General features: G+C 66.5%; 18 protein-coding genes. 17 read left to right on the top strand and 1 reads right to left on the bottom strand.

Annotated elements, in window-relative coordinates:
* Positions 1–128 precede the first annotated feature (128 nt).
* The 13 genes from BM199_RS21060 (at position 129) to BM199_RS33935 (ending at position 12696) form a co-directional block, all read left to right on the top strand.
* A complete protein-coding gene (locus BM199_RS21060) occupies positions 129–584 on the top strand; it encodes a hypothetical protein (protein WP_143101877.1) in 456 nt (151 codons plus the stop codon).
* Positions 581–1870 carry a M16 family metallopeptidase gene (locus BM199_RS21055; protein ID WP_218160385.1) on the top strand — a complete coding sequence of 430 codons (1290 nt, stop codon included), beginning with the start codon at positions 581–583 and terminating at the stop codon, positions 1868–1870. Before BM199_RS21060 ends, BM199_RS21055 begins: the two co-directional genes overlap by 4 nt.
* The gene (locus BM199_RS21050; protein WP_091675010.1) at positions 1867–3174 is read left to right on the top strand and encodes a M16 family metallopeptidase; all 1308 of its coding nucleotides are present in this window, start codon (positions 1867–1869) and stop codon (positions 3172–3174) included. The genes BM199_RS21055 and BM199_RS21050 overlap by 4 nt, the downstream gene beginning before the upstream one ends.
* A gap of 119 nt (positions 3175–3293) precedes the next feature.
* Positions 3294–4790 (top strand): acyl-CoA dehydrogenase family protein, encoded by a 1497-nt coding sequence (locus BM199_RS21045; protein WP_177242717.1) that lies wholly within the window; start codon positions 3294–3296, stop codon positions 4788–4790.
* Between the two features lie 23 nt (positions 4791–4813).
* Positions 4814–5905 carry an acyl-CoA dehydrogenase family protein gene (locus tag BM199_RS21040; RefSeq protein ID WP_091675008.1) on the top strand — a complete coding sequence of 364 codons (1092 nt, stop codon included), beginning with the start codon at positions 4814–4816 and terminating at the stop codon, positions 5903–5905.
* A gap of 176 nt (positions 5906–6081) precedes the next feature.
* Positions 6082–6342, top strand: a complete 261-nt coding sequence (locus BM199_RS21035; RefSeq protein ID WP_091675007.1) for a hypothetical protein — start codon at positions 6082–6084, stop codon at positions 6340–6342.
* A gap of 79 nt (positions 6343–6421) precedes the next feature.
* Complete coding sequence (locus BM199_RS21030; protein ID WP_091675006.1) at positions 6422–7294, top strand: hypothetical protein; 873 nt, start codon at positions 6422–6424, stop codon at positions 7292–7294.
* On the top strand, positions 7291–9156 hold the full coding sequence (locus tag BM199_RS21025) for an ABC transporter ATP-binding protein (RefSeq protein WP_245788492.1): 1866 nt from the start codon (positions 7291–7293) through the stop codon (positions 9154–9156). The genes BM199_RS21030 and BM199_RS21025 overlap by 4 nt, the downstream gene beginning before the upstream one ends.
* A gap of 5 nt (positions 9157–9161) precedes the next feature.
* A complete protein-coding gene (locus tag BM199_RS21020; RefSeq protein ID WP_091675005.1) occupies positions 9162–10079 on the top strand; it encodes an alpha/beta fold hydrolase in 918 nt (305 codons plus the stop codon).
* Positions 10076–10654, top strand: a complete 579-nt coding sequence (locus BM199_RS21015) for a DUF5819 family protein (protein WP_091675004.1) — start codon at positions 10076–10078, stop codon at positions 10652–10654. Before BM199_RS21020 ends, BM199_RS21015 begins: the two co-directional genes overlap by 4 nt.
* A complete protein-coding gene (locus BM199_RS21010; RefSeq protein ID WP_091675003.1) occupies positions 10654–11853 on the top strand; it encodes an NAD(P)/FAD-dependent oxidoreductase in 1200 nt (399 codons plus the stop codon). The genes BM199_RS21015 and BM199_RS21010 overlap by 1 nt, the downstream gene beginning before the upstream one ends.
* 102 nt (positions 11854–11955) lie before the next feature.
* Complete coding sequence (locus tag BM199_RS21005; RefSeq protein ID WP_091675002.1) at positions 11956–12216, top strand: hypothetical protein; 261 nt, start codon at positions 11956–11958, stop codon at positions 12214–12216.
* A 306-nt stretch (positions 12217–12522) separates the two neighbouring features.
* Positions 12523–12696, top strand: coding sequence for a hypothetical protein (locus tag BM199_RS33935; protein ID WP_177242716.1), 174 nt, complete (start codon positions 12523–12525; stop codon positions 12694–12696).
* Positions 12697–12702: 6 nt separating this feature from the next.
* On the opposite strand, the gene BM199_RS21000 is transcribed toward BM199_RS33935, so the two are convergent.
* Complete coding sequence (locus BM199_RS21000; RefSeq protein WP_143101876.1) at positions 12703–13365, bottom strand: helix-turn-helix transcriptional regulator; 663 nt, start codon at positions 13363–13365, stop codon at positions 12703–12705.
* Positions 13366–13696: 331 nt separating this feature from the next.
* On the opposite strand from BM199_RS21000, the gene BM199_RS20995 reads away from it, so the two are divergent.
* Genes BM199_RS20995 through BM199_RS20980 form a run of 4 tightly spaced genes read left to right on the top strand, consistent with a single transcriptional unit; the run spans position 13697 to position 16930 of the window.
* A complete protein-coding gene (locus tag BM199_RS20995; protein WP_091675000.1) occupies positions 13697–14593 on the top strand; it encodes a hypothetical protein in 897 nt (298 codons plus the stop codon).
* Positions 14590–15561, top strand: coding sequence for an alpha/beta hydrolase (locus BM199_RS20990; RefSeq protein WP_091674999.1), 972 nt, complete (start codon positions 14590–14592; stop codon positions 15559–15561). Before BM199_RS20995 ends, BM199_RS20990 begins: the two co-directional genes overlap by 4 nt.
* Entirely contained in the window at positions 15558–16190 is a 633-nt protein-coding gene (locus BM199_RS20985) for a hypothetical protein (protein WP_245788491.1), read from the top strand. The genes BM199_RS20990 and BM199_RS20985 overlap by 4 nt, the downstream gene beginning before the upstream one ends.
* Positions 16175–16930 (top strand): class I SAM-dependent methyltransferase, encoded by a 756-nt coding sequence (locus BM199_RS20980; RefSeq protein ID WP_091674997.1) that lies wholly within the window; start codon positions 16175–16177, stop codon positions 16928–16930. The genes BM199_RS20985 and BM199_RS20980 overlap by 16 nt, the downstream gene beginning before the upstream one ends.
* The last annotated feature ends 9 nt before the right edge of the window (positions 16931–16939 follow it).

The raw sequence follows: 16939 nt of genomic DNA, 5'->3' as shown, positions 1-16939 counted from the left end.
TTCCCGCTGAAAGGGGCCGTCGACCCGCACCACGGAATCTCCGCACAATGGCTGATGCCGTCGGACCACGATGCTGGCTAGCGTCATCGAGGCGTCAGCACCGAGCACAGTCGACGAAAGGCGGAACCGTGACCAGAACCCGTGCCACCCGACGTCTTTCCACCGCAATGGCCGGGCTGGCCTGCTCCGCGTCACTGGGTCTCGCGCTGGCGCCGACCGCGAGTGCGCAGGAGACGAGCGCCGACGCCGTGGAGTGGTCGACATCCCACGGTACGGCTGAGGCATCGGGGACCCGCTGGGTGGAAGGAAGTTCCATCTTCGACAGGGAACTGGTGGTGCAGGGCGAACTGCGCAATTCCGGTGACGGCTGCTACTCCGTCTGGGTTCGCTGGATCTTCGACCTCGCTCCCGGTCCGGAACGCAAAAACGCCACGGTCTGCGGCGCCGGAAGTGTCCCTGTCGACATTCGCGGGCGGTACACCACCCCGACCACCACCGCGTACCTGCGTATCTGTCGTGGTGAGACGGATGTCAGCGACTGCGGTCCCACGGAGAACCTGACCAGCTGGCCGATCGAAGGGTGACGGCACCCACCCGCGAGTACCTCGATACCCGCCTGCCCAACGGATTGCGGGTCGTCCTGGCTCCCGACAGGGCGGTCCCGGCGGTGTGCGTCGCGGTGTCCTATGACATCGGCACGCGGTCCGAGCCCCGGCACCAGGCCGGTTTCGCCCACCTCTTCGAGCATCTGATGTTCCAGGGGTCGGCGAACGTGGACAAGCTCGGCCACGCGCGGTTGATCGAGGAGACGGGCGGCACGTTCAACGCTTCGACCCGGGCCGACAGCACGGTGTATCACCAGACGCTGCCGAAGGGTGGCCTGGAACGAGCGCTGTTCCTGGAGGCTGACCGCATGCGTGGGCCGAGGATCACCGAGGCGAATCTGCGCAACCAGGTCGACGTCGTCGCCGAGGAGATCCGCGACAACGTGCTGAACGTGCCGTACGGCGGATTTCCCCGCAGACACCTGCGGCCGGTGCTCTTCAGCACCTTTCCCAACGCGCACGACGGTTACGGATCGTTCGAGGGGCTGCGCAAGGCCACCGTCGCCGACGCGGAGGAGTTCTTCCTGCGCTACTACGGCCCTGGCAACGCCGTGCTCGTCGTGGCGGGCGACCTCGACATCGAACACACTCTGCGCCTCGTCGAGAGCTACTTCGGTGACGTCGAGGCCGGAGAAACCCCCGCACCGCGGGATTTCGCCGAACCCGGTCTCCGTGCCTCCCGGCACCGCAAGCACTCCGACCCACGCGCCCCGCTGTCTGCCTTCGCCTGCGGGTGGCGCGTGCCCGATCCGCTGGCCGACGTCGAGGAGTTCCTCGCGTTCGTGGTCCTCGCCGACGTGCTCGGCGAGGGAGAACAGTCACGGCTCGCGCGCAGGCTGGTGCACGCCGACCGCAGAGCGGTGAACGTCGGCGCCGCGGTGAACCTGCTCGACGATCCCTTCGTCGTACGCGATCCCACCGGTCTTGCTGTCTGCGCGTATCTCCAGGAGGACGGGCAGGTGGAATCGGCGCTCCGGTCGGTGGACGAGGAGTGTGCGCGCGTTGCCGAGCACGGCCTGGAGCCCGGCGAGTTGGCTCGCGTACTGGCGCGGATGACCGCGCGTATCGCCCGCAACCTCGACGACCTACGGGCGGGGGCGCTCTGGATGGCGAGGTTCGCCCAGCAACGCGATCGGCCCGGATTCGCCACGGAACTGCCAGGGCTCATCGCCGGGCTGCGACCCGAGCAGGTGAGCGCGGCAGCCGCCACACTGGTGCCGGATCGGCGGGCCGTCGTCGAGGTCGTTCCGGGAACAGGGACATGACAGCAGTCAGCGAGGTGCCGGGAATCGAGCCCTGTGCACCGCTCACCCCGCCGTCGTGGACGCGGGAGGTGCTGCCCAACGGCCTGCGCGTGATCGCGGCGCAGCGGGCGACGTCGCTGCTCGAGGTCCGGCTGCGGGTGCCGTTCACCGGCGCACCCGGCGCGGCGGCGGTGCTCGTCGCGGCGACGATGCTGTCCGGCACTTCCGGTCGCGCACGCGGTGACCTGCAGATGGCACTACACGAGATCGGCGGGCAACTGCACGCTTCTGCCGACGCCGACAACCTGCTGATCAGGGGAAGCGCACTCACCGAGCACGCGGAACGACTGCTGGGCATTCTCGCCGACGTGGTGATTCGCGCGGTCTATCCCGCCGACGCGGTAACCGTCGCCCGGGCCAGGATCGCGCACGCGATGCGGGTGTCGAAGAACCAGCCCGGCCTCGTCGTCCACGAGGAACTCAACCGCAGGCTCTACCCGGAGCATCCGTACGGCGCGGCGAGTCCCGAAGCGGCGCAGGTGCTCGCGGTGGACCGCGTAGACCTCACCCAACTGCACAGGGAGCGCATTCGTCCTGCGGGCGCCACACTCGTACTGGTCGGCGATCTCCGGCCGGACGTGGCGGTACGGCTCGCGCACGCAGCATTGGATCGCTGGCAGCACACCGGTCCGGTACCGGAGGCGCCTCCCGCACCGTCCTTCGTACCCGGTCCCGCGGACATCGTGCACCGGCCGGACGCCGTCCAGTCCTCGGTTCGTCTCGCCATGGCCGGCATCGGACCGCTGGATCCCCGTTTCGCGGCGCTGCAACTCGCGAACCTCGTGCTCGGCGGATACTTCTCCGCACGGCTGGTGGAGAATCTGCGCGAACGCAACGGTTTCGCGTACACGCCGGGTTCCATGCTGATGCACCGGCGCCTGACGACACTGCTGGTGGTGTCCTTCGAGGTCGCCACGCAACTCACGAAGGCGGCGCTGGAGGAGACTTATCGAGAGCTCGACCGCATTTCCACCGATCCGATTCAGGGTGCCGAGGTCGATCGAGCCCGCCGCTATACCCTGGGCAGGCAAGGACTCGCGCTCACCTCAGCGGCCGGAGTCGCGGATTTGATCACGGAACTGGACGACCAGGGTGCCGACCTCTGCTGGTTCGCCGAGCACGGCGAGCGGCTCGCAGGGGTGAGTGCCACCGAGGTGAGTCGGGCCGCTGCCCGGTTCCTCGCCCCTTCGAAGACCTCCGGTGTGGTCCTGTGTGATAAGGAAATGGTCCACAAAGGCCATTCCAGGACAGGGCGCATCCGGTGATGCATGGATGCTCGGACGGTGAAATCAGTCGATTGACGGAGGCCGCCACTCTGAGCGGAACATAGTCTCGAGGAGCACGTGGTCCCAACGCATCGCTCCGGAGTCCCATGAGCCAGTCGATGACGCAGGCAGAGCACATCGCCGTGCCCGCGCGACGGGTGTGGTCGGTGTTGCGGACGCCGTTGTCCTGGCCGTGGCTCGGTGATGGCACCACGAGAGTGGAGTTCCTCGGTCGTGAACGAAGGCAGTCCCGATACCGGATGTCGAGGGACGGGGACACCTGCGAGTTCTCGATGTTCACGCACGATCGAGGCGCGATGCTGAGCCTCGCGGAGCAACCGGGTCCCGCACTGTCCTGGGAGGTCGCGGAGCAGGACGGGCCCTGCGTGCTCACCTGGGAGCTGGAGCAGCCGCTCCCCGAGCCATTGGCCGCACACTGGCGACAGCTCCCTTCCTTCGCTGACGCGCTTCAGGCCTGGAGCCGCGTGGTCGACTCGGCCTGCGGGCACTCCGACCCGGTGCGGGCGGTCAGGGCGCTGGCACCGCTGATCCGGCGAAGCGCGCGAGGTTCCGAACGCGCGTCGTCGCTCGATCCCGGAGTTGTCGCCGCACTACGGGAATGCGGCCTGTTCCGCATCGGTGTCCCTCGGTCCCTGGGTGGCCTCGATCTGCCCGCGGTGACGATCGTCGAGATCATCGAGCAACTGAGCCAGGCCGATGCCGCGGCGGGTTGGTGCACCCTGATCGGCAACCAGTCTGCCTACGCGGCCTGGCTCCCCGCGTCGAGCTTGCAGGACCTTGTCGGCAAGGACGACGGTTTCGTCCTCGCCGGATCCACCGCTGTTTCCGGCACCGCCGAACCCACGGGGAACGGCACCTACCGGGTCAACGGCCGCTGGCGCTTCAACAGTGGCTGCCTGCACGCCGACTGGCTGATGGGCGGGGTGACGGTACCGGACGAGAGTGGCAACCCACAGCCGATGCTCGCGTTCGTACCATGGACCGAGGCCACGATCCTGAACACCTGGGACGTCGCCGGGCTCGCGGGAACAGGCAGTCACGACCTGCTGCTGACCGATGTGGACGTTCCGGTCCACCGAATCGCCCCATTGTTCTCGGGTTCTTCCAACTTCACCGATCCGCTGCATCGGCTGAGCCCGTACAACATCCAGGGTGTCCTCATGGCCGGGCATCCGCTGGGCGTCGCCCGGGGAGCTCTCGACGAACTCGGCACGCTGGCCTCGTCAGGCGATGCCGCTGTTTCGGCGCAAGAGCTCGGTGTCGACCTGGCCCGGCTCGAAACGGAACTCGCCGCCGCGCGCAGTCTGGTCACTTCCACAGTGGATGGATACTGGCGAGAGCTGAATGCGGGCGATCGCCTCACGACACGCTCGGAAGCACGCCTTGCTCTGGTGTTGAGACACGTCGTCGACACGGCGAAGAGCATTGTCGGGCGCGCGGCCAGACTGGCCGGAACCGCCGCGACAGAACCCGCGAACAGCGTCCTGCAACGGTGTCTGCGCGACATCTACGGGACCGGCCAGCACCTCGCGTTCAGCGACGATGTCTACGAGCGCAACGCCCGCCGTTTCATCGGCGAGCCCGCACGAGCGTGAAAGACACGAGGACCGGGAGCACCATGACCGCCGTTGTCGACAGTCAGCACCAGCTGTCGGGACACGATGACGTTGTCTCGGCCGCGCGAGCCGTGGCGGACGGCATCGAGGACGGAGCACCGGTCCTGCCCACGCTGCGGTCGGCCGGCCTGCTGAACCTGTCCTGCGCCGCGCTCGGCGATCCGGCCACCGTGTTGTACGCCTGCGAGGCGATCGGATACGCGAACGGGTCCGCGGGGTGGCTCCTTGCCTCGGCACAGCACGCGCGCGTACTGCACTGGGCCGAACCACCGGCGCAGGCGCGGGTCGCGGCCGCCTCCTTCGTCACGGGGTCGTCCTCCGTGTGCGGGTCACTGGAAGGCGACACGTCCGGGTTCCGGGTCTCGGGCCGCTGGACCGCGGTGCCGGGGGCGACCGAAGCGAACTGGTTCGTGCTCTACGTGCGCTCGGAAGACGGGCCGGTGGCCGTGTTGTTGCCAGCCGAACAGGTTCGGATCGGTGCGACGACCGAGGTGATCGGACTCGGTGCGGCAGCCTGTCACGAGGTGCTGATCGACAACGCCTTGATCGACCCGGCCGGCGTCGTCGATCCGTTCGGTCCGGCTCGGTCGACGCGCTCAGCGACGCTGCCCACGGCGTTGCTGCACCGACACGCGGCGGCCGGGGTGGCAATCGGACTCGCGCGTCGTGCGCTGTACGAGTTCACCGCAACAGCCCGCCATCGCTCCCGGCTCGGATCAGTGGAACGGATGGCGGAACAGCCTGTGCTGCAACGAGAACTCAACCGGACGGTGTCGGCCTTCCGTGCGGCAAGGGCGCTGTTGCTCGCGGAGACACCGCAGCCGAACGGCCTGCCCTCCGCGCATCCCGCCCTCTCGCGCAGCCGACGCGTCGCACTGGCGGCCGCACAGTTGCACGCCCAGGACACGGCACTGGCCGCGGTCCGGTTCGCGTTCGCCAAGGCGGGTGGCTCGGCTCTCTACTCTGGTCATCCACTGGAGATCCGCTGGCGAGACAGCGAGACCCTGGCGCAGCAACCGGTCTTCGGTGAGGCTGCCGAACGCGAGGTGGCGCGGGCACAGTTCGGCAGTTACGTATCGCCCCTCGTGTTGTGAACAACTCGTCATCATCGAATGTCGTACAGGTACAGAGTGGATACCCCGGAAGGAAGAGATGGACAGATTGATGAGTCAATTTTCATCTCCATATCCTTACTCTGGTGGATGAGCGCGAGAACGTTGGCGCCTAGCTTTGTTCGGGCAAGGCAACCCCATCATTTAGGAGACAAGCTATGAGCAATGTCGAGGCGTTCGCCAACCAGAACGCGGACGGTGTGCTGAACCCGCTGCAGGTGACCTCCGCGGTGGGCCCCGTCCTCGCCACGCCCGCATACGCGGGTTACGCGGCCGGTGCTGGTGTCGTCTTCACCCTGGGCCTGATCTCCGACGCCGTGGAGGACCACCACGCCGACGAGGTGTCGCCGACGGGGCCGGTGCCCAGCTACGGCTCCGTGGACGAGCTCCTGGGAATGCGCGTGGCCAGCATCAACTGATTAGTTGACGCACGTGGCGCCACGGTTGAATCCGTGGCGCCACGTCCCCCAATTCTCTCGCAGACGGGAATGGTGTCGCGTGTCTATTTCGGCTTTCCTGGAAAAGCGATTCACCTCGTCGGACGCGCAGAGCTCCAGCGAGCAGGACAAGGCGCTGACGATGGTCGAGCAGTTGACCGGGCTCGGCGCTGCGGTGTCCTCTTTGGAGTACCTGGCTTCCTCGCGCGACTTCGATCGGGGTGAGCTGCTCAGCTGGGACACAGCCCGTACCCGGTATCGCTGGATGACGGGAAAGTCGGAGAAGGCGCTCGCGACGGTCTTCGACAAGCCAGGGATTCAAGCCCTGTTCGGGATGCGGGTGCTCGCCGCGGCCACGTTGATCAACCCGAACGCGACCGCGCAGAGCAAGACGGTTGCGGCGACCTACCTGGCGGGTACCAACTTCGCTGTGCACGCTCGCAGCCCTTACGGCTCGGACGGTTCCGAGACCGTGCTGACGATCTCGCTGACCACGCTGGCGCTGAGCCGGATGTTCGGCTCGGATCCACAGGCCAGGCGAGCCTGCCTGTGGTTCATCGCGGCGCAGTCCTGTCTGTCCTACGGGATCGCCGGCGCGGCCAAGCTGATCTCACCCGTGTGGCGGGACGGCACTGCCGTCCGGGACATCTTCCGCACCAGAATGTTCGGGCACCGGCTGGCCTTTTCCGTCCTGCGGGACCGGCCGAAGCTGGCTCGCGTTCTCGGACAGGTCACGATCGCGGGCGAGATGCTCTTCCCACTGGTGCTCGTGTCACCACGGCCGGTCGCACGCGCGCTGCTCGGTGTCGGTGCCGGGTTTCACGTCAGCAACGCGGTCTTCATGGGGCTCAACCGGTTCGTCTGGGCTTTCCTCGGTACCTATCCGGCCATCGTCTACTGCTCACGCTCACTCGGGCCAGGGAAGGACCGGTGACCGTGGCGACGGTGAAGGGGGCCACTGCCGAAGTGCCCTCGTCGCGACCAGGAAGACGTGATGCCCACGGCAATCCCGACTGGGTCGGTGCCATCGCCAGAAGGCATCTGGGGAAGATCGCCGGAGGCGTGTCACTTGGCCTTGTCGCCGCCGCGGCAGGGCTTGCCCAGCCCGCACTGATCGGCCAGCTGATCTCGGCTGTCGGGTCGAATTCCGATCTGGTCCTGCCCATCGTTCTGGTGCTCCTGTTGTTCGGCACCGAAGCGCTGTTCACGGCCGTTCAGGCCTACGCCATGGGCCGAACCGGGGAGCGCATCGTCTACGAGACCCGAACGGCGCTCATCGATCGCGTCCTCTTCGCCGACTTCGCCAGGTTCAGCGCACTTCGGCTCGGTGACATCGCCTCGCGAATCGTGGCCGACACCTCGATGCTGAAGGTCGCGCTTTCGCAGAGCGTCGCCACCATCATGGTGGACTCCGCGATGCTCGTCGGCGGCATCGTGCTCATGTATCTCATCGATCCGCTGCTGCTGGGGGTCACCGCCATCTGCATGGCGGTGTCGAGCGTGGTCTCGTTGCTGCTGGCGCGCAGGCTCCGTATCGCCGCGCAACGGGTTCGCGCGATCATGGGTGACTTCGGGGCGGATCTGCATCGCGCGATCGGGGCGCTCGGCACGGTCAAGGCGTGCAGGGCCGAATCCCTGGAGAGCAAGCGGATCGGTGGCCTCGCGCTGGCGGCCCGCCGATCCGGCATCCGGGTCAGCGCACTGGGTTCCCTGCTCTCCCCCGCGATGAGCCTCGGGCTGCAGGCTTCACTCGCCGCGGTCATCGTCACCGGCATGGGCAGGGTAGCCACCGGCTCGATGAACCCGGCCGACCTCACCGCGTTCATCATGTACTTGTTCTATCTTGTGTCCCCGTTGGTCACGCTGTTCATGGGCATCGGACAGTTCCAGCAGGGCAGAGGTGCGATCGGCCGGATCAACGAATTGGCCTCCCTCGACCAGGAGGAACAGGTTCGGCAGGACAGTGCCCTTGCCGACGCTGCCGCCTCGCCCGTGGACAACGGCGGCGTCGCGGGGGTGGAGTTCCAGCGAGTCCGTTTCGCCTACGAGCAGGAGCCCGCACTCCGGGACGTGTCCTTCTCCGTGCCGGCACGGGGACTGACCGCGATCGTCGGGCCGTCCGGCGCCGGCAAGACCACACTGTTCCAACTGCTGATGCGCTTCTACCCCTCGCAGGGAGGCCGGATCCTGCTCGGTGGGGAGAACATCGAAGCCATCCCGGTGCATGCTCTGCGCGGACTCGTGGGTTACGTCCAGCAGGAAAGCATCACCTTGCGGGGCACCATCGGCGAGAACCTCGTGTACGGAGAGGAACATGCCACCTCAGCCGAAATCGATCGCGCACTGGAACTGAGCGGGCTCGAGGAGTTCGTCGGCAGGTTGCCGAACGGACTGGACACACGGATCGGTGACAGCGGAGTCGGACTTTCCGGTGGCCAGCGGCAGCGTCTTGCGATCGCCAGAATGCTGATCCGCAGGCCGTCGGTGCTGCTGCTCGACGAGGCTACCTCAAACCTCGACTCGGATTCCGAACTGGCGCTGCGGCACAGCATTCGAAACATCGCGAGCGAGTGCTGCGTGATCAGTGTGGCGCACCGGATGTCCACCGTGGTCGACGCGGACAAGATCGTGGTCCTCGAGGACGGCCGAGTCCGGGAGACCGGCACCCACCGGCAACTGCTGCGGACGAGCCCGACCTATCAGCGGCTCACCTCGATCCAGTTCCACGCGGACCAGACGAACGACGTGTCGCTCACGGGAAGGGACTCCTTGCCCGCGGTACCGGGAGGTCACTGACGATCATGTCCACCACCAACTACGGCGAACCGGCCGGGCGCCTTGTCGGCGTCGGTGCCGGATGCCGGCACGTACGCGAACACGGCGCCCGGTCGGCCGCCCCCACGGTCGTACTGGAAAGCGGGCTGGCTTCGCCACTGCAGACCTGGGAATGGGTGCAACGGTCGCTGGGGGAGTCCGTCCAGACGATCGCCTACGAACGGGCAGGCTGCGGCTGGAGCACACCGGGAAGTGGGCCGCGCTCCGTGCCGCGACTGGCAGGTGAGCTTCGCGAGCTGCTCACCGCGCTCGGCGTCGAGGGGCCGGTCGTGCTGGTCGGGCACTCCTTCGGCGGGCTCATCACCAGGTGTTACGCGGAAACCTGGCCGGACGACGTCGCGGGTGTGGTGTTCGTCGACGCCCTGCATCCTGAGGAGCTGCGGCGGTCGGCGACTCAGCGGCGCGGTATGGCCTGGTTGGAACAGTCGCTGAAGCTCTCCGCCGCGCGGGCGCTGTTCGGCCTCGGCCGGAAACAGGCACGCGAGCAGTTCAGCGATCTGCCGGAGGAAGCCGCCGCTGCGGCACGCGCGCGGTTGCACGTGAGTGCGACCTGGCGGGCCGCGGCCGCGGAACTGGTGTCGTGGAAGACCGCCGATCCCCGGGCGTTGGTACGGGGCCGGTTCCCCAGCACTGTCGGTGTCGGCGTGGTGATCTCCGGGGAGTCCCTGCGCAACGACGTCGCACACCGCAAGCTCCAGGACGACCTGCTCACCCTGTCGAACGGCGCCTTCCCCGTGCTCGCACAGGAAGCAAGCCACTTCGGACTCGTGCTGCAACGGCGGTGGGCGGAGTTGGTGGCCGACACCGTCCGGAAGGTGATCAGCGAGTCGGCGGCCGGGTCGGCAGTGGCCGGTGGCACAGGCACGACGGAGGAGGTGCGATGACGAGCAAGACCGCTCGTGGCGCGCTGTACGGCTTGTTCGCGACCTGGTTCGGACTCACCGTGGTGGGCCAGAAGTTGTACCGGGACCAGAGCAGGCGCAGCCGGTGGGACAAGTTGTATCTCATCGTCCCGGACTGGCGGTTCTTCGCGCCGAATCCGGGTATCCACGATCATCACCTGTTGCTGCGCGACCAGCTGGCCGACGGCACGCTCACGGGATGGCGGGAGATCAGCTCCCTGGAGGAACGAACTCTGCTGCATTCGGTTTGGCATCCACACCGCCGCGCGGAGAAGACGGTGTTCGACACATCAGCCGAACTTCTGCGGTTCATCGGCCAGCACGGACAGCTCGACGGCAATGCCGATCCGACCGTCCAGTTGTCGGTGCCCTACCTGACGCTCCTCGCACATGTCACGACTCGTGAGCATCATCCCGAGGCCTTACGGACACAGTTCCTGATCGCCGTCTCCGGCGGATACGAGGAGGAGGACGAACCGACCATGGTGTTCCTCTCCGAGTTCCACGCGCTGGGCGGCAGATCCGTGCCGGACCGGATCACGGCGGCGTCGTCCTGATGCCCGCGGGACGGTCGGATGTCGTCGCCCCCGAGGTGGTGGTCGTCGGCGGTGGCGTCGCGGGCGCTACCGTCGCGGCGCTGCTCGCGCTGCGCGGACGGCAGGTCACCGTGTTCGAGCGTAGGCAACAGTCGCGACCTACCGGCGCGGCGGCGCTGCCCGCGGGCGTTCACCCCGTACTCACCGAACTCGGCCTTCGTGCGCGACTTCTCGCCTGCGGAGCGGTCCGGTCGAAGTTCGCCGAGCTGGACTGGGGCAACGGCACAGGTCCGTGGCGCAGCGCGCTCGCTGACTCCGGTCCGTTCGGGTACGGGTTCCACATCGGCTGCCGCGAGCTGACGGACCTTCTGCTTGTGCGCGCGACCGAACTCGGTGCGTCCGTCCGCAAAGGTCAGGCCGTTCTCGGTCCGGTCATGGAAGGTGACGTCGTCGTCGGCGTACGCCATCGGGACCACGACGGCAGGGAGGCGGTACGTGCGGCCGGGATGGTCGTCGACGCCAGTGGGTCTGGCAGAGTGGTGGCCGGTGTGTTCGCCGGACCGACTTCGGAGACCGGACAGCTGTACTCGATCGAGCGCGAACACGTCGTGGTGGACGTACTGCGGGAACCCGTTGATCCGCACACGTTCGTGACGGCGAGGGCGCCGGACGGCGATGCGTGGACGTGGGTGATCCCGCTCGGCGAAGGCATAGTCGAGCGGGGACGCCTTCGGCCGGCAGCGGAGAGGCCCGCCTCGGCCGATCGGGAACTCTGGTCCGGATACCGCTCGTCGGCATTGGCGGGGCAGGGTTGGCTGAGTGTGGGTGACGCCGCGGGCGCGGCCGATCCGCTGTTCCTCTCACCGGCGGCGCTGACCATGCTGTCGGCACATGCCGCGGCGGGGGCGGTCGAGTCCGAACTGGACTCCGCCGGGCCGACCGGGACGCTGCGCAACTACTCCGAGGCCTGTGACGACGTCCTCGGCCGGGTGCGTGAGTTCGCCGAATTCTGCCTCGACTCGCAACGCCAGTCCGAAAACGAGGACACTCTGGTACGAAATCTGACAGGACTGCTCAGCTCACGCGAATCGGGCGGAACACTCGCGCGTGTTCGCGGCGCCCTCGACGGCTCAAATCCACTGCTGGACGCGGACTGTCCCGAAGGTCCATTGGTGGCGTCCCTTGCGATGCCCGATCGAAGATCACTGCTGCCGCGATGAAGTTCTCAAACCGAGAATGGTTCACATGATGGATGCGATACGACACCACATCAGTAGCATTTTCAACGGTCAATAAATATTGATCGAAATGGAGGTAGCAGAATGAACGGTATCGAGCGAGCTGCCCAGGCGGCGGTTCCGGAAAACGGTGGCACACTCCGCCCGCTCGAGCGGGCCAACGGCACCGCGCCGGTGCTCGGCACGCCCGCGCTCGTGACGGCGGCAGGCGTGCTGTACGTGGCGGGAAACATGGTGACCGACCTCGTCGGCCAGGAAACGGCTTCGACCGGCAAGGTCCGGGGTCTTTCCGGAAAGTCCGGGGCCGAACTGCTCAACATTCGCGCCGCAGGCCTGCGCGAGTGACGCTCGGGTAGCTGAATTAACACAAAGGCGGAGCTCGTCAGGACCTTGCTCCTGACGAGCTCCGTCCATTTGGACACCGTGACCATTCCGTGTCATCATCGAGGCGTGGCCACAGTGTCTTATTCAGAACTCGGGTTATTCACCGCTGACGTGCTGCCACGTACTGGCCTCGTCGGCAGTCGGTCGCCACGGCCGCCCCTACTGTGGCAGAAACAGCATGCCACAGCGGGGGCCCTCTCCGGGCGGCCCCGTCTGCCGACTTGTGAACAACCCGCACAATTAATTCCAGTTGAAAAGGGGATCACAATGAATTCGAAGAACACCGGGACCCGAAAGCACACGGTCGAGTACCTGACCAGTATCGGGGCGCTCGTCGGCTTTGTCACCGGCATGCTCTTCGATCAGATACTCGTCGGTCTCGTCATCGGTATGGCACTGGGGGCGTTGATCGGCTTCATCATGCGGAAGCGAGGTGGCTGACCGGACTCAGGCGTGCCTCCGTCGAGTTGTCATCAGCCCGTACCTGTAGGCCAGCGCGGCCGCCTCGGTCCTGTTCGAGGCGTCGAGCTTGCGCAGGATACTCAGCACATGTGAGCCGACGGTCGCGCGGCTGATGAACAGCCGTCGGGCGATCTCGGAGTTGGAGCTGCCTTCGGCCAGGCAGACGAGAACGTCGTGTTCCCGGTTGGTCAGCGCGTCGATACGGGACGACGACGGGGATGTGATCAGCTCCAGCAACTGCCGACGGTAGTGATTTAGCACTCTCGGTGAGACGAACAGCTCTCGTGCCGCGGCCGCGTGAATCGCCGACGCTGTCTGCCATGGTGAGTCGTCCTCCAGCACGATCGCGGAGGCCCGGTGCTCCAGCGCCCTGGCCACGTCCTCCTCGTCGTCGCAGACGGCGACGATCGGCTGCGGAAGATCCTTGGGTACCGAGTCACCACACAGCCGGTGCAGGGGTCTGGCACGCAACGAGGCCCGGGCGCGCAGCACCCACACGTCCGTCCCCGCGCTGTCGACGATCTCAGCCGCCTGCTCCACCGTGCTGCAGACTTTGCTGATCGAAATGTCGAACTTGGCGAGGTCAACAGCCTGCAGCCAGGAGAAGAACTGCTTGTATTCCGTCCCGGCTGGCCTTTCGTCGATCATTCCCATCGTTATCACGAAGTATCTCAGCTTTCCGTTGGCGCTACAGGACTTCGCCGCGAACGCCTACCCGAGACCAGGCACCTGCGCTTTTTCCAGATGTAACACGGGGATCATGGCCGCGCAGCCACTCACGGTGACTCACCTACTTTGGTTGTGGTCCAGCAGGCGTAGCCGCATTCGATGTCCGCTATCTGGTTGAGGCCCACAACGGCGAATGCCGTTGATTGACGGACGAGTCCTGAGCGTTGCCGGCTGTAGGTTCGTGGCTCGATCCTGCGGTACCGCAGCACCGGTACGCGGCGATGATCACCGCTAACAGGTCGGAGGAGTCATGCGGTTGCGTTCGGATTCACGACGCTGGAACAAGCTGCCGAAGGACGAGGTCGACCACGCGTTCCGTCGTGTCGAGCAGCTCACGGCCGTAGGAGCGACCATCAGTGCGCTGGAACTACTGTCCACATCGAAATCGCTCGACGACAACGGTCTGCTCGGATGGCCCATCTCCCGCACCAGAATGCTGTCGTTGAACCGTGGCGCCGGGCGGCATCTGGAGAGGGTGCTCAAATACCCGGAGATCGTCCGCGTCGTGCAGACGCGGGCAATCAGTGGGCTCGGACTGCTCGCCCCACGAGCAGGAAGACGAGTTCGCGGTACGGCGCTCGCCGGCATGACAAGCACCGCCGCCGCACTGAACCTGCGCAGCAACTACGGGCTGGACGGATCGGACCACTTCGCCTTCATCAACTTCGCCGTTTCCCTTCTGGAAAAGGCTTTTCCGCACGACAGGCGAGCACGTGAAGCCGCACTCGCGTTCATCGCGGCGCAGAGCTGTCTCTCCTACTTCACCTCCGGAGCGGTGAAGATGACCTCGCCGGTCTGGCGCAGCGGCGATGCGATCACGGGAATCTTCCGGACGCGGACCTACGGCGACAAGTTCTTCTACAAGATGACGAAGGACAACAAGATCGCCGCGCAGGGACTGGCGTGGATGGTCATGCTCGCCGAGGTGTTGTTCCCGCTGGTACTGGTCGCGCCGAAGCCGATCGCGCGGCTGATTCTGCTCAGTGGCATGGGGTTTCACGTCGGCAACGCGCGGTTCATGGGACTCAACCGCTTCTTCTGGTCCTTTGTGGCTACATACCCGGCGGTCGCCCACTTCTCCCGCGCGCTGGGCCGCGCCGACCGCGGCTCACGGAGCGCGGAACTGACTGGGGGTTCGACATCATGAGCCGCGGTCTGCGCTACCTCGGGATCTCGGCCACGGTAGGCGCCGCGGCCACCGCCGCGCTCGCCGCTGTCCGTTCTCGTGCTCCCGAGGACTGGCCCCCGGCTCCCGGCGATTTCGTGGAGGTTGGCGGGGAACGGATCCATCACCTCGTGGAGCGAGGCGGGCGCGGCCCCACCGTCGTGTTCGAGAGTGCCCTGTCGTGTCCATGTACCGAATGGGCGTGGGTGCTGCGCGCGCTGAAGGGCACGGCTTCGTGCCTGGCCTACGACCGTCCCGGGAACGGGTGGAGCAGCCAGCGCAACCCGCCGATCACCGCGGCGGAGGTCAACGACCTGACGGTCGCCCTGCTCAGGAAATTGGACATGTCAGGGCCGTACGTGCTGGTGGGGCACTCTGTCGGTGGGCTACTGGCGCGTACGTTCGCCGGGCGGCACGCCGACGAGCTGGCCGGAATCGTGCTCGTCGACTCCTCCCACCCCGATCAGCTGGAACGTTCTGCGTTGCAGCGGGAGGGGATGCCACTGGTGAAACAAGGAATATCCACGATGTACTGGCGGGCCCGCCTGCGGATCCTCGGCGACGACGACGGTTTTGGGGCGATCAGCGAGTTGCCGGGCGAACTGGTCGAGCCCAGCGGCCGGGTCATGCGAAGGCCCGAACCGTGGGCTGCCGCCCGCCGCGAGTTCGGCCTGTGGCACACCCGCTGGGCGGCTGAGGCCCACGCCGTGACGCCGGCCCCGACGTTGCCCGTCGGCGTGGTCACCGCGGGACAGCAGGCATCCATGGATCTGGCCCACGGCCGTATGCAGGCGGAACTGGCCGGGCTCACGCAGGTCGGCAGACACGAGGTGGTCCGTACCGCGGAGCACGATTCGCTGGTCATGCGGGAGGAACTGGCCACGCATGTGATCGACCTCGTGCGGTGGGCCCGCGAGTGTCACGCCGAGAGCCTTCGGAGTCGGCCATGAGAGCGCATCAGGAAAGGCAGGCAGGTGTGATGTCGGGATTCTCGGCGCGGAGGCCGACCTGGGGCACGGTCCGTAGATGGGGCCTCTACGGGGTGCTTGGGAGCTGGTTCGCCCTCACCCTGTGCCAGCAGGCCAATCGGCCGCATCCGCTGGGCAAGCGAATCGACCCGACCTCTATGGCGATTCCGAACTGGCGGTTCTTCGCCCCGACCCCGGCCAGGCACGACTTCAACGTGCTGTACCGGGACAAGCTCGCGAACGGGGAGCTCACGCCATGGCGCGAGCAGGAGATCTCCAAGGACCGCACCCTGATGCAGATGATCTGGCACCCGGCCCGCCGGATGGAGAAGGCACTGTTCGATGTCGCGTCGGAGTTGTTGCAGGCCAGTGAGAAGGTCAAGGAGGTCGAGCGCATTCAGCTCACCGTGTCCTATCTGGCCCTGCTGAACTTCGTGACGAACCAGGTGGAGCACCACCCCGATGGCGTGCGGGTGCAGTTCCTGATCGCGCAGTCCGCCGGACACGACGAGAGCATCGAACCGCGGATGCTGTTCCTCTCCGACTTTCACTCGCTCGACACCAGCCGGGAGCCGGAGGCGGAAGAGGAGGACCTGTGCACCACCAGCTGAGGCCGGAGGCCTATGGCGAGGCACTGTCCGAAGTGTACGACCGGATGTACCCTTCGTTCGACACGCCACAGACCGTGGACTTCATCGCGGCACTGCTCGAACCCGGTGCGCGCGTGGTCGAGTTCGGTGCGGGCACCGGCCGCGTCGCGATCCCACTCGCGGGCAAGGGCTTCTCGGTGCACGCCGTCGAGGTTTCCCAGCCGATGCTGGACAAGCTGCACGAGCGGGATCCCGAAGGCACGGTCAAGACCGTGCGGGCGGACTTCGCCGAGCACGTGATCGACGGCAACTTCGACCTCTGCTACGTGGTGTGCAACACCCTGTTCATGCTGCCCGATCCGGAGCAGCAGATCGAGGGGCTGCGCAGGGCGGGGGAGCACCTGACCGACGGCGGCACACTCCTGGTGGAGGTTTACGACCCCTCGTACTTCCATCAGCTGGTCAAGCCGGAGTTCCAGGTGCGCAACCTCGCGAGCGACCAGGTCATGCTCGACACGATCAGCGTTGATCCGGTCAGGCAGCTACTGGCGCAGGTGCACACCACGATCAAGGCGGGTTCGGTCTCCACGTTCACCGAGCTCAGCCGCTACGCGTGGCCGAGCGAACTGGACCTGATGGCCAGGGTTGCCGGTTTCGAGAAGATCGAACGCCATGGCGACTGGGAGCGCTCGCCGTTCGTTCCCGGATCGCACCGCCACATCACCCGCTATCGCAAGTCCTCCGCGGACCCGCGGCGTTGACCATCCACA

The organism is Amycolatopsis marina, from assembly GCF_900111885.1.
Taxonomy (GTDB): domain Bacteria; phylum Actinomycetota; class Actinomycetes; order Mycobacteriales; family Pseudonocardiaceae; genus Amycolatopsis; species Amycolatopsis marina.
The sequence above is the reverse complement of the archived record's forward strand: the minus strand, read 5'-3'. Positions and strand labels throughout refer to the sequence as shown.

Coding starts and splice junctions, on each gene's coding strand:
- BM199_RS21050 (WP_091675010.1), top strand. CDS start 1,867: ATGACAGCAGTCAGCGAGGTGCCGGGAATCGAGCCCTGTGCACCGCTC.
- BM199_RS21020 (WP_091675005.1), top strand. CDS start 9,162: ATGTCCACCACCAACTACGGCGAACCGGCCGGGCGCCTTGTCGGCGTC.
- BM199_RS21035 (WP_091675007.1), top strand. CDS start 6,082: ATGAGCAATGTCGAGGCGTTCGCCAACCAGAACGCGGACGGTGTGCTG.
- BM199_RS20995 (WP_091675000.1), top strand. CDS start 13,697: ATGCGGTTGCGTTCGGATTCACGACGCTGGAACAAGCTGCCGAAGGAC.
- BM199_RS20985 (WP_245788491.1), top strand. CDS start 15,558: ATGAGAGCGCATCAGGAAAGGCAGGCAGGTGTGATGTCGGGATTCTCG.
- BM199_RS21000 (WP_143101876.1), bottom strand. CDS start 13,365: ATGATCGACGAAAGGCCAGCCGGGACGGAATACAAGCAGTTCTTCTCC.
- BM199_RS21010 (WP_091675003.1), top strand. CDS start 10,654: ATGCCCGCGGGACGGTCGGATGTCGTCGCCCCCGAGGTGGTGGTCGTC.
- BM199_RS21040 (WP_091675008.1), top strand. CDS start 4,814: ATGACCGCCGTTGTCGACAGTCAGCACCAGCTGTCGGGACACGATGAC.
- BM199_RS33935 (WP_177242716.1), top strand. CDS start 12,523: ATGAATTCGAAGAACACCGGGACCCGAAAGCACACGGTCGAGTACCTG.
- BM199_RS21005 (WP_091675002.1), top strand. CDS start 11,956: ATGAACGGTATCGAGCGAGCTGCCCAGGCGGCGGTTCCGGAAAACGGT.
- BM199_RS21045 (WP_177242717.1), top strand. CDS start 3,294: ATGACGCAGGCAGAGCACATCGCCGTGCCCGCGCGACGGGTGTGGTCG.
- BM199_RS20990 (WP_091674999.1), top strand. CDS start 14,590: ATGAGCCGCGGTCTGCGCTACCTCGGGATCTCGGCCACGGTAGGCGCC.
- BM199_RS21015 (WP_091675004.1), top strand. CDS start 10,076: ATGACGAGCAAGACCGCTCGTGGCGCGCTGTACGGCTTGTTCGCGACC.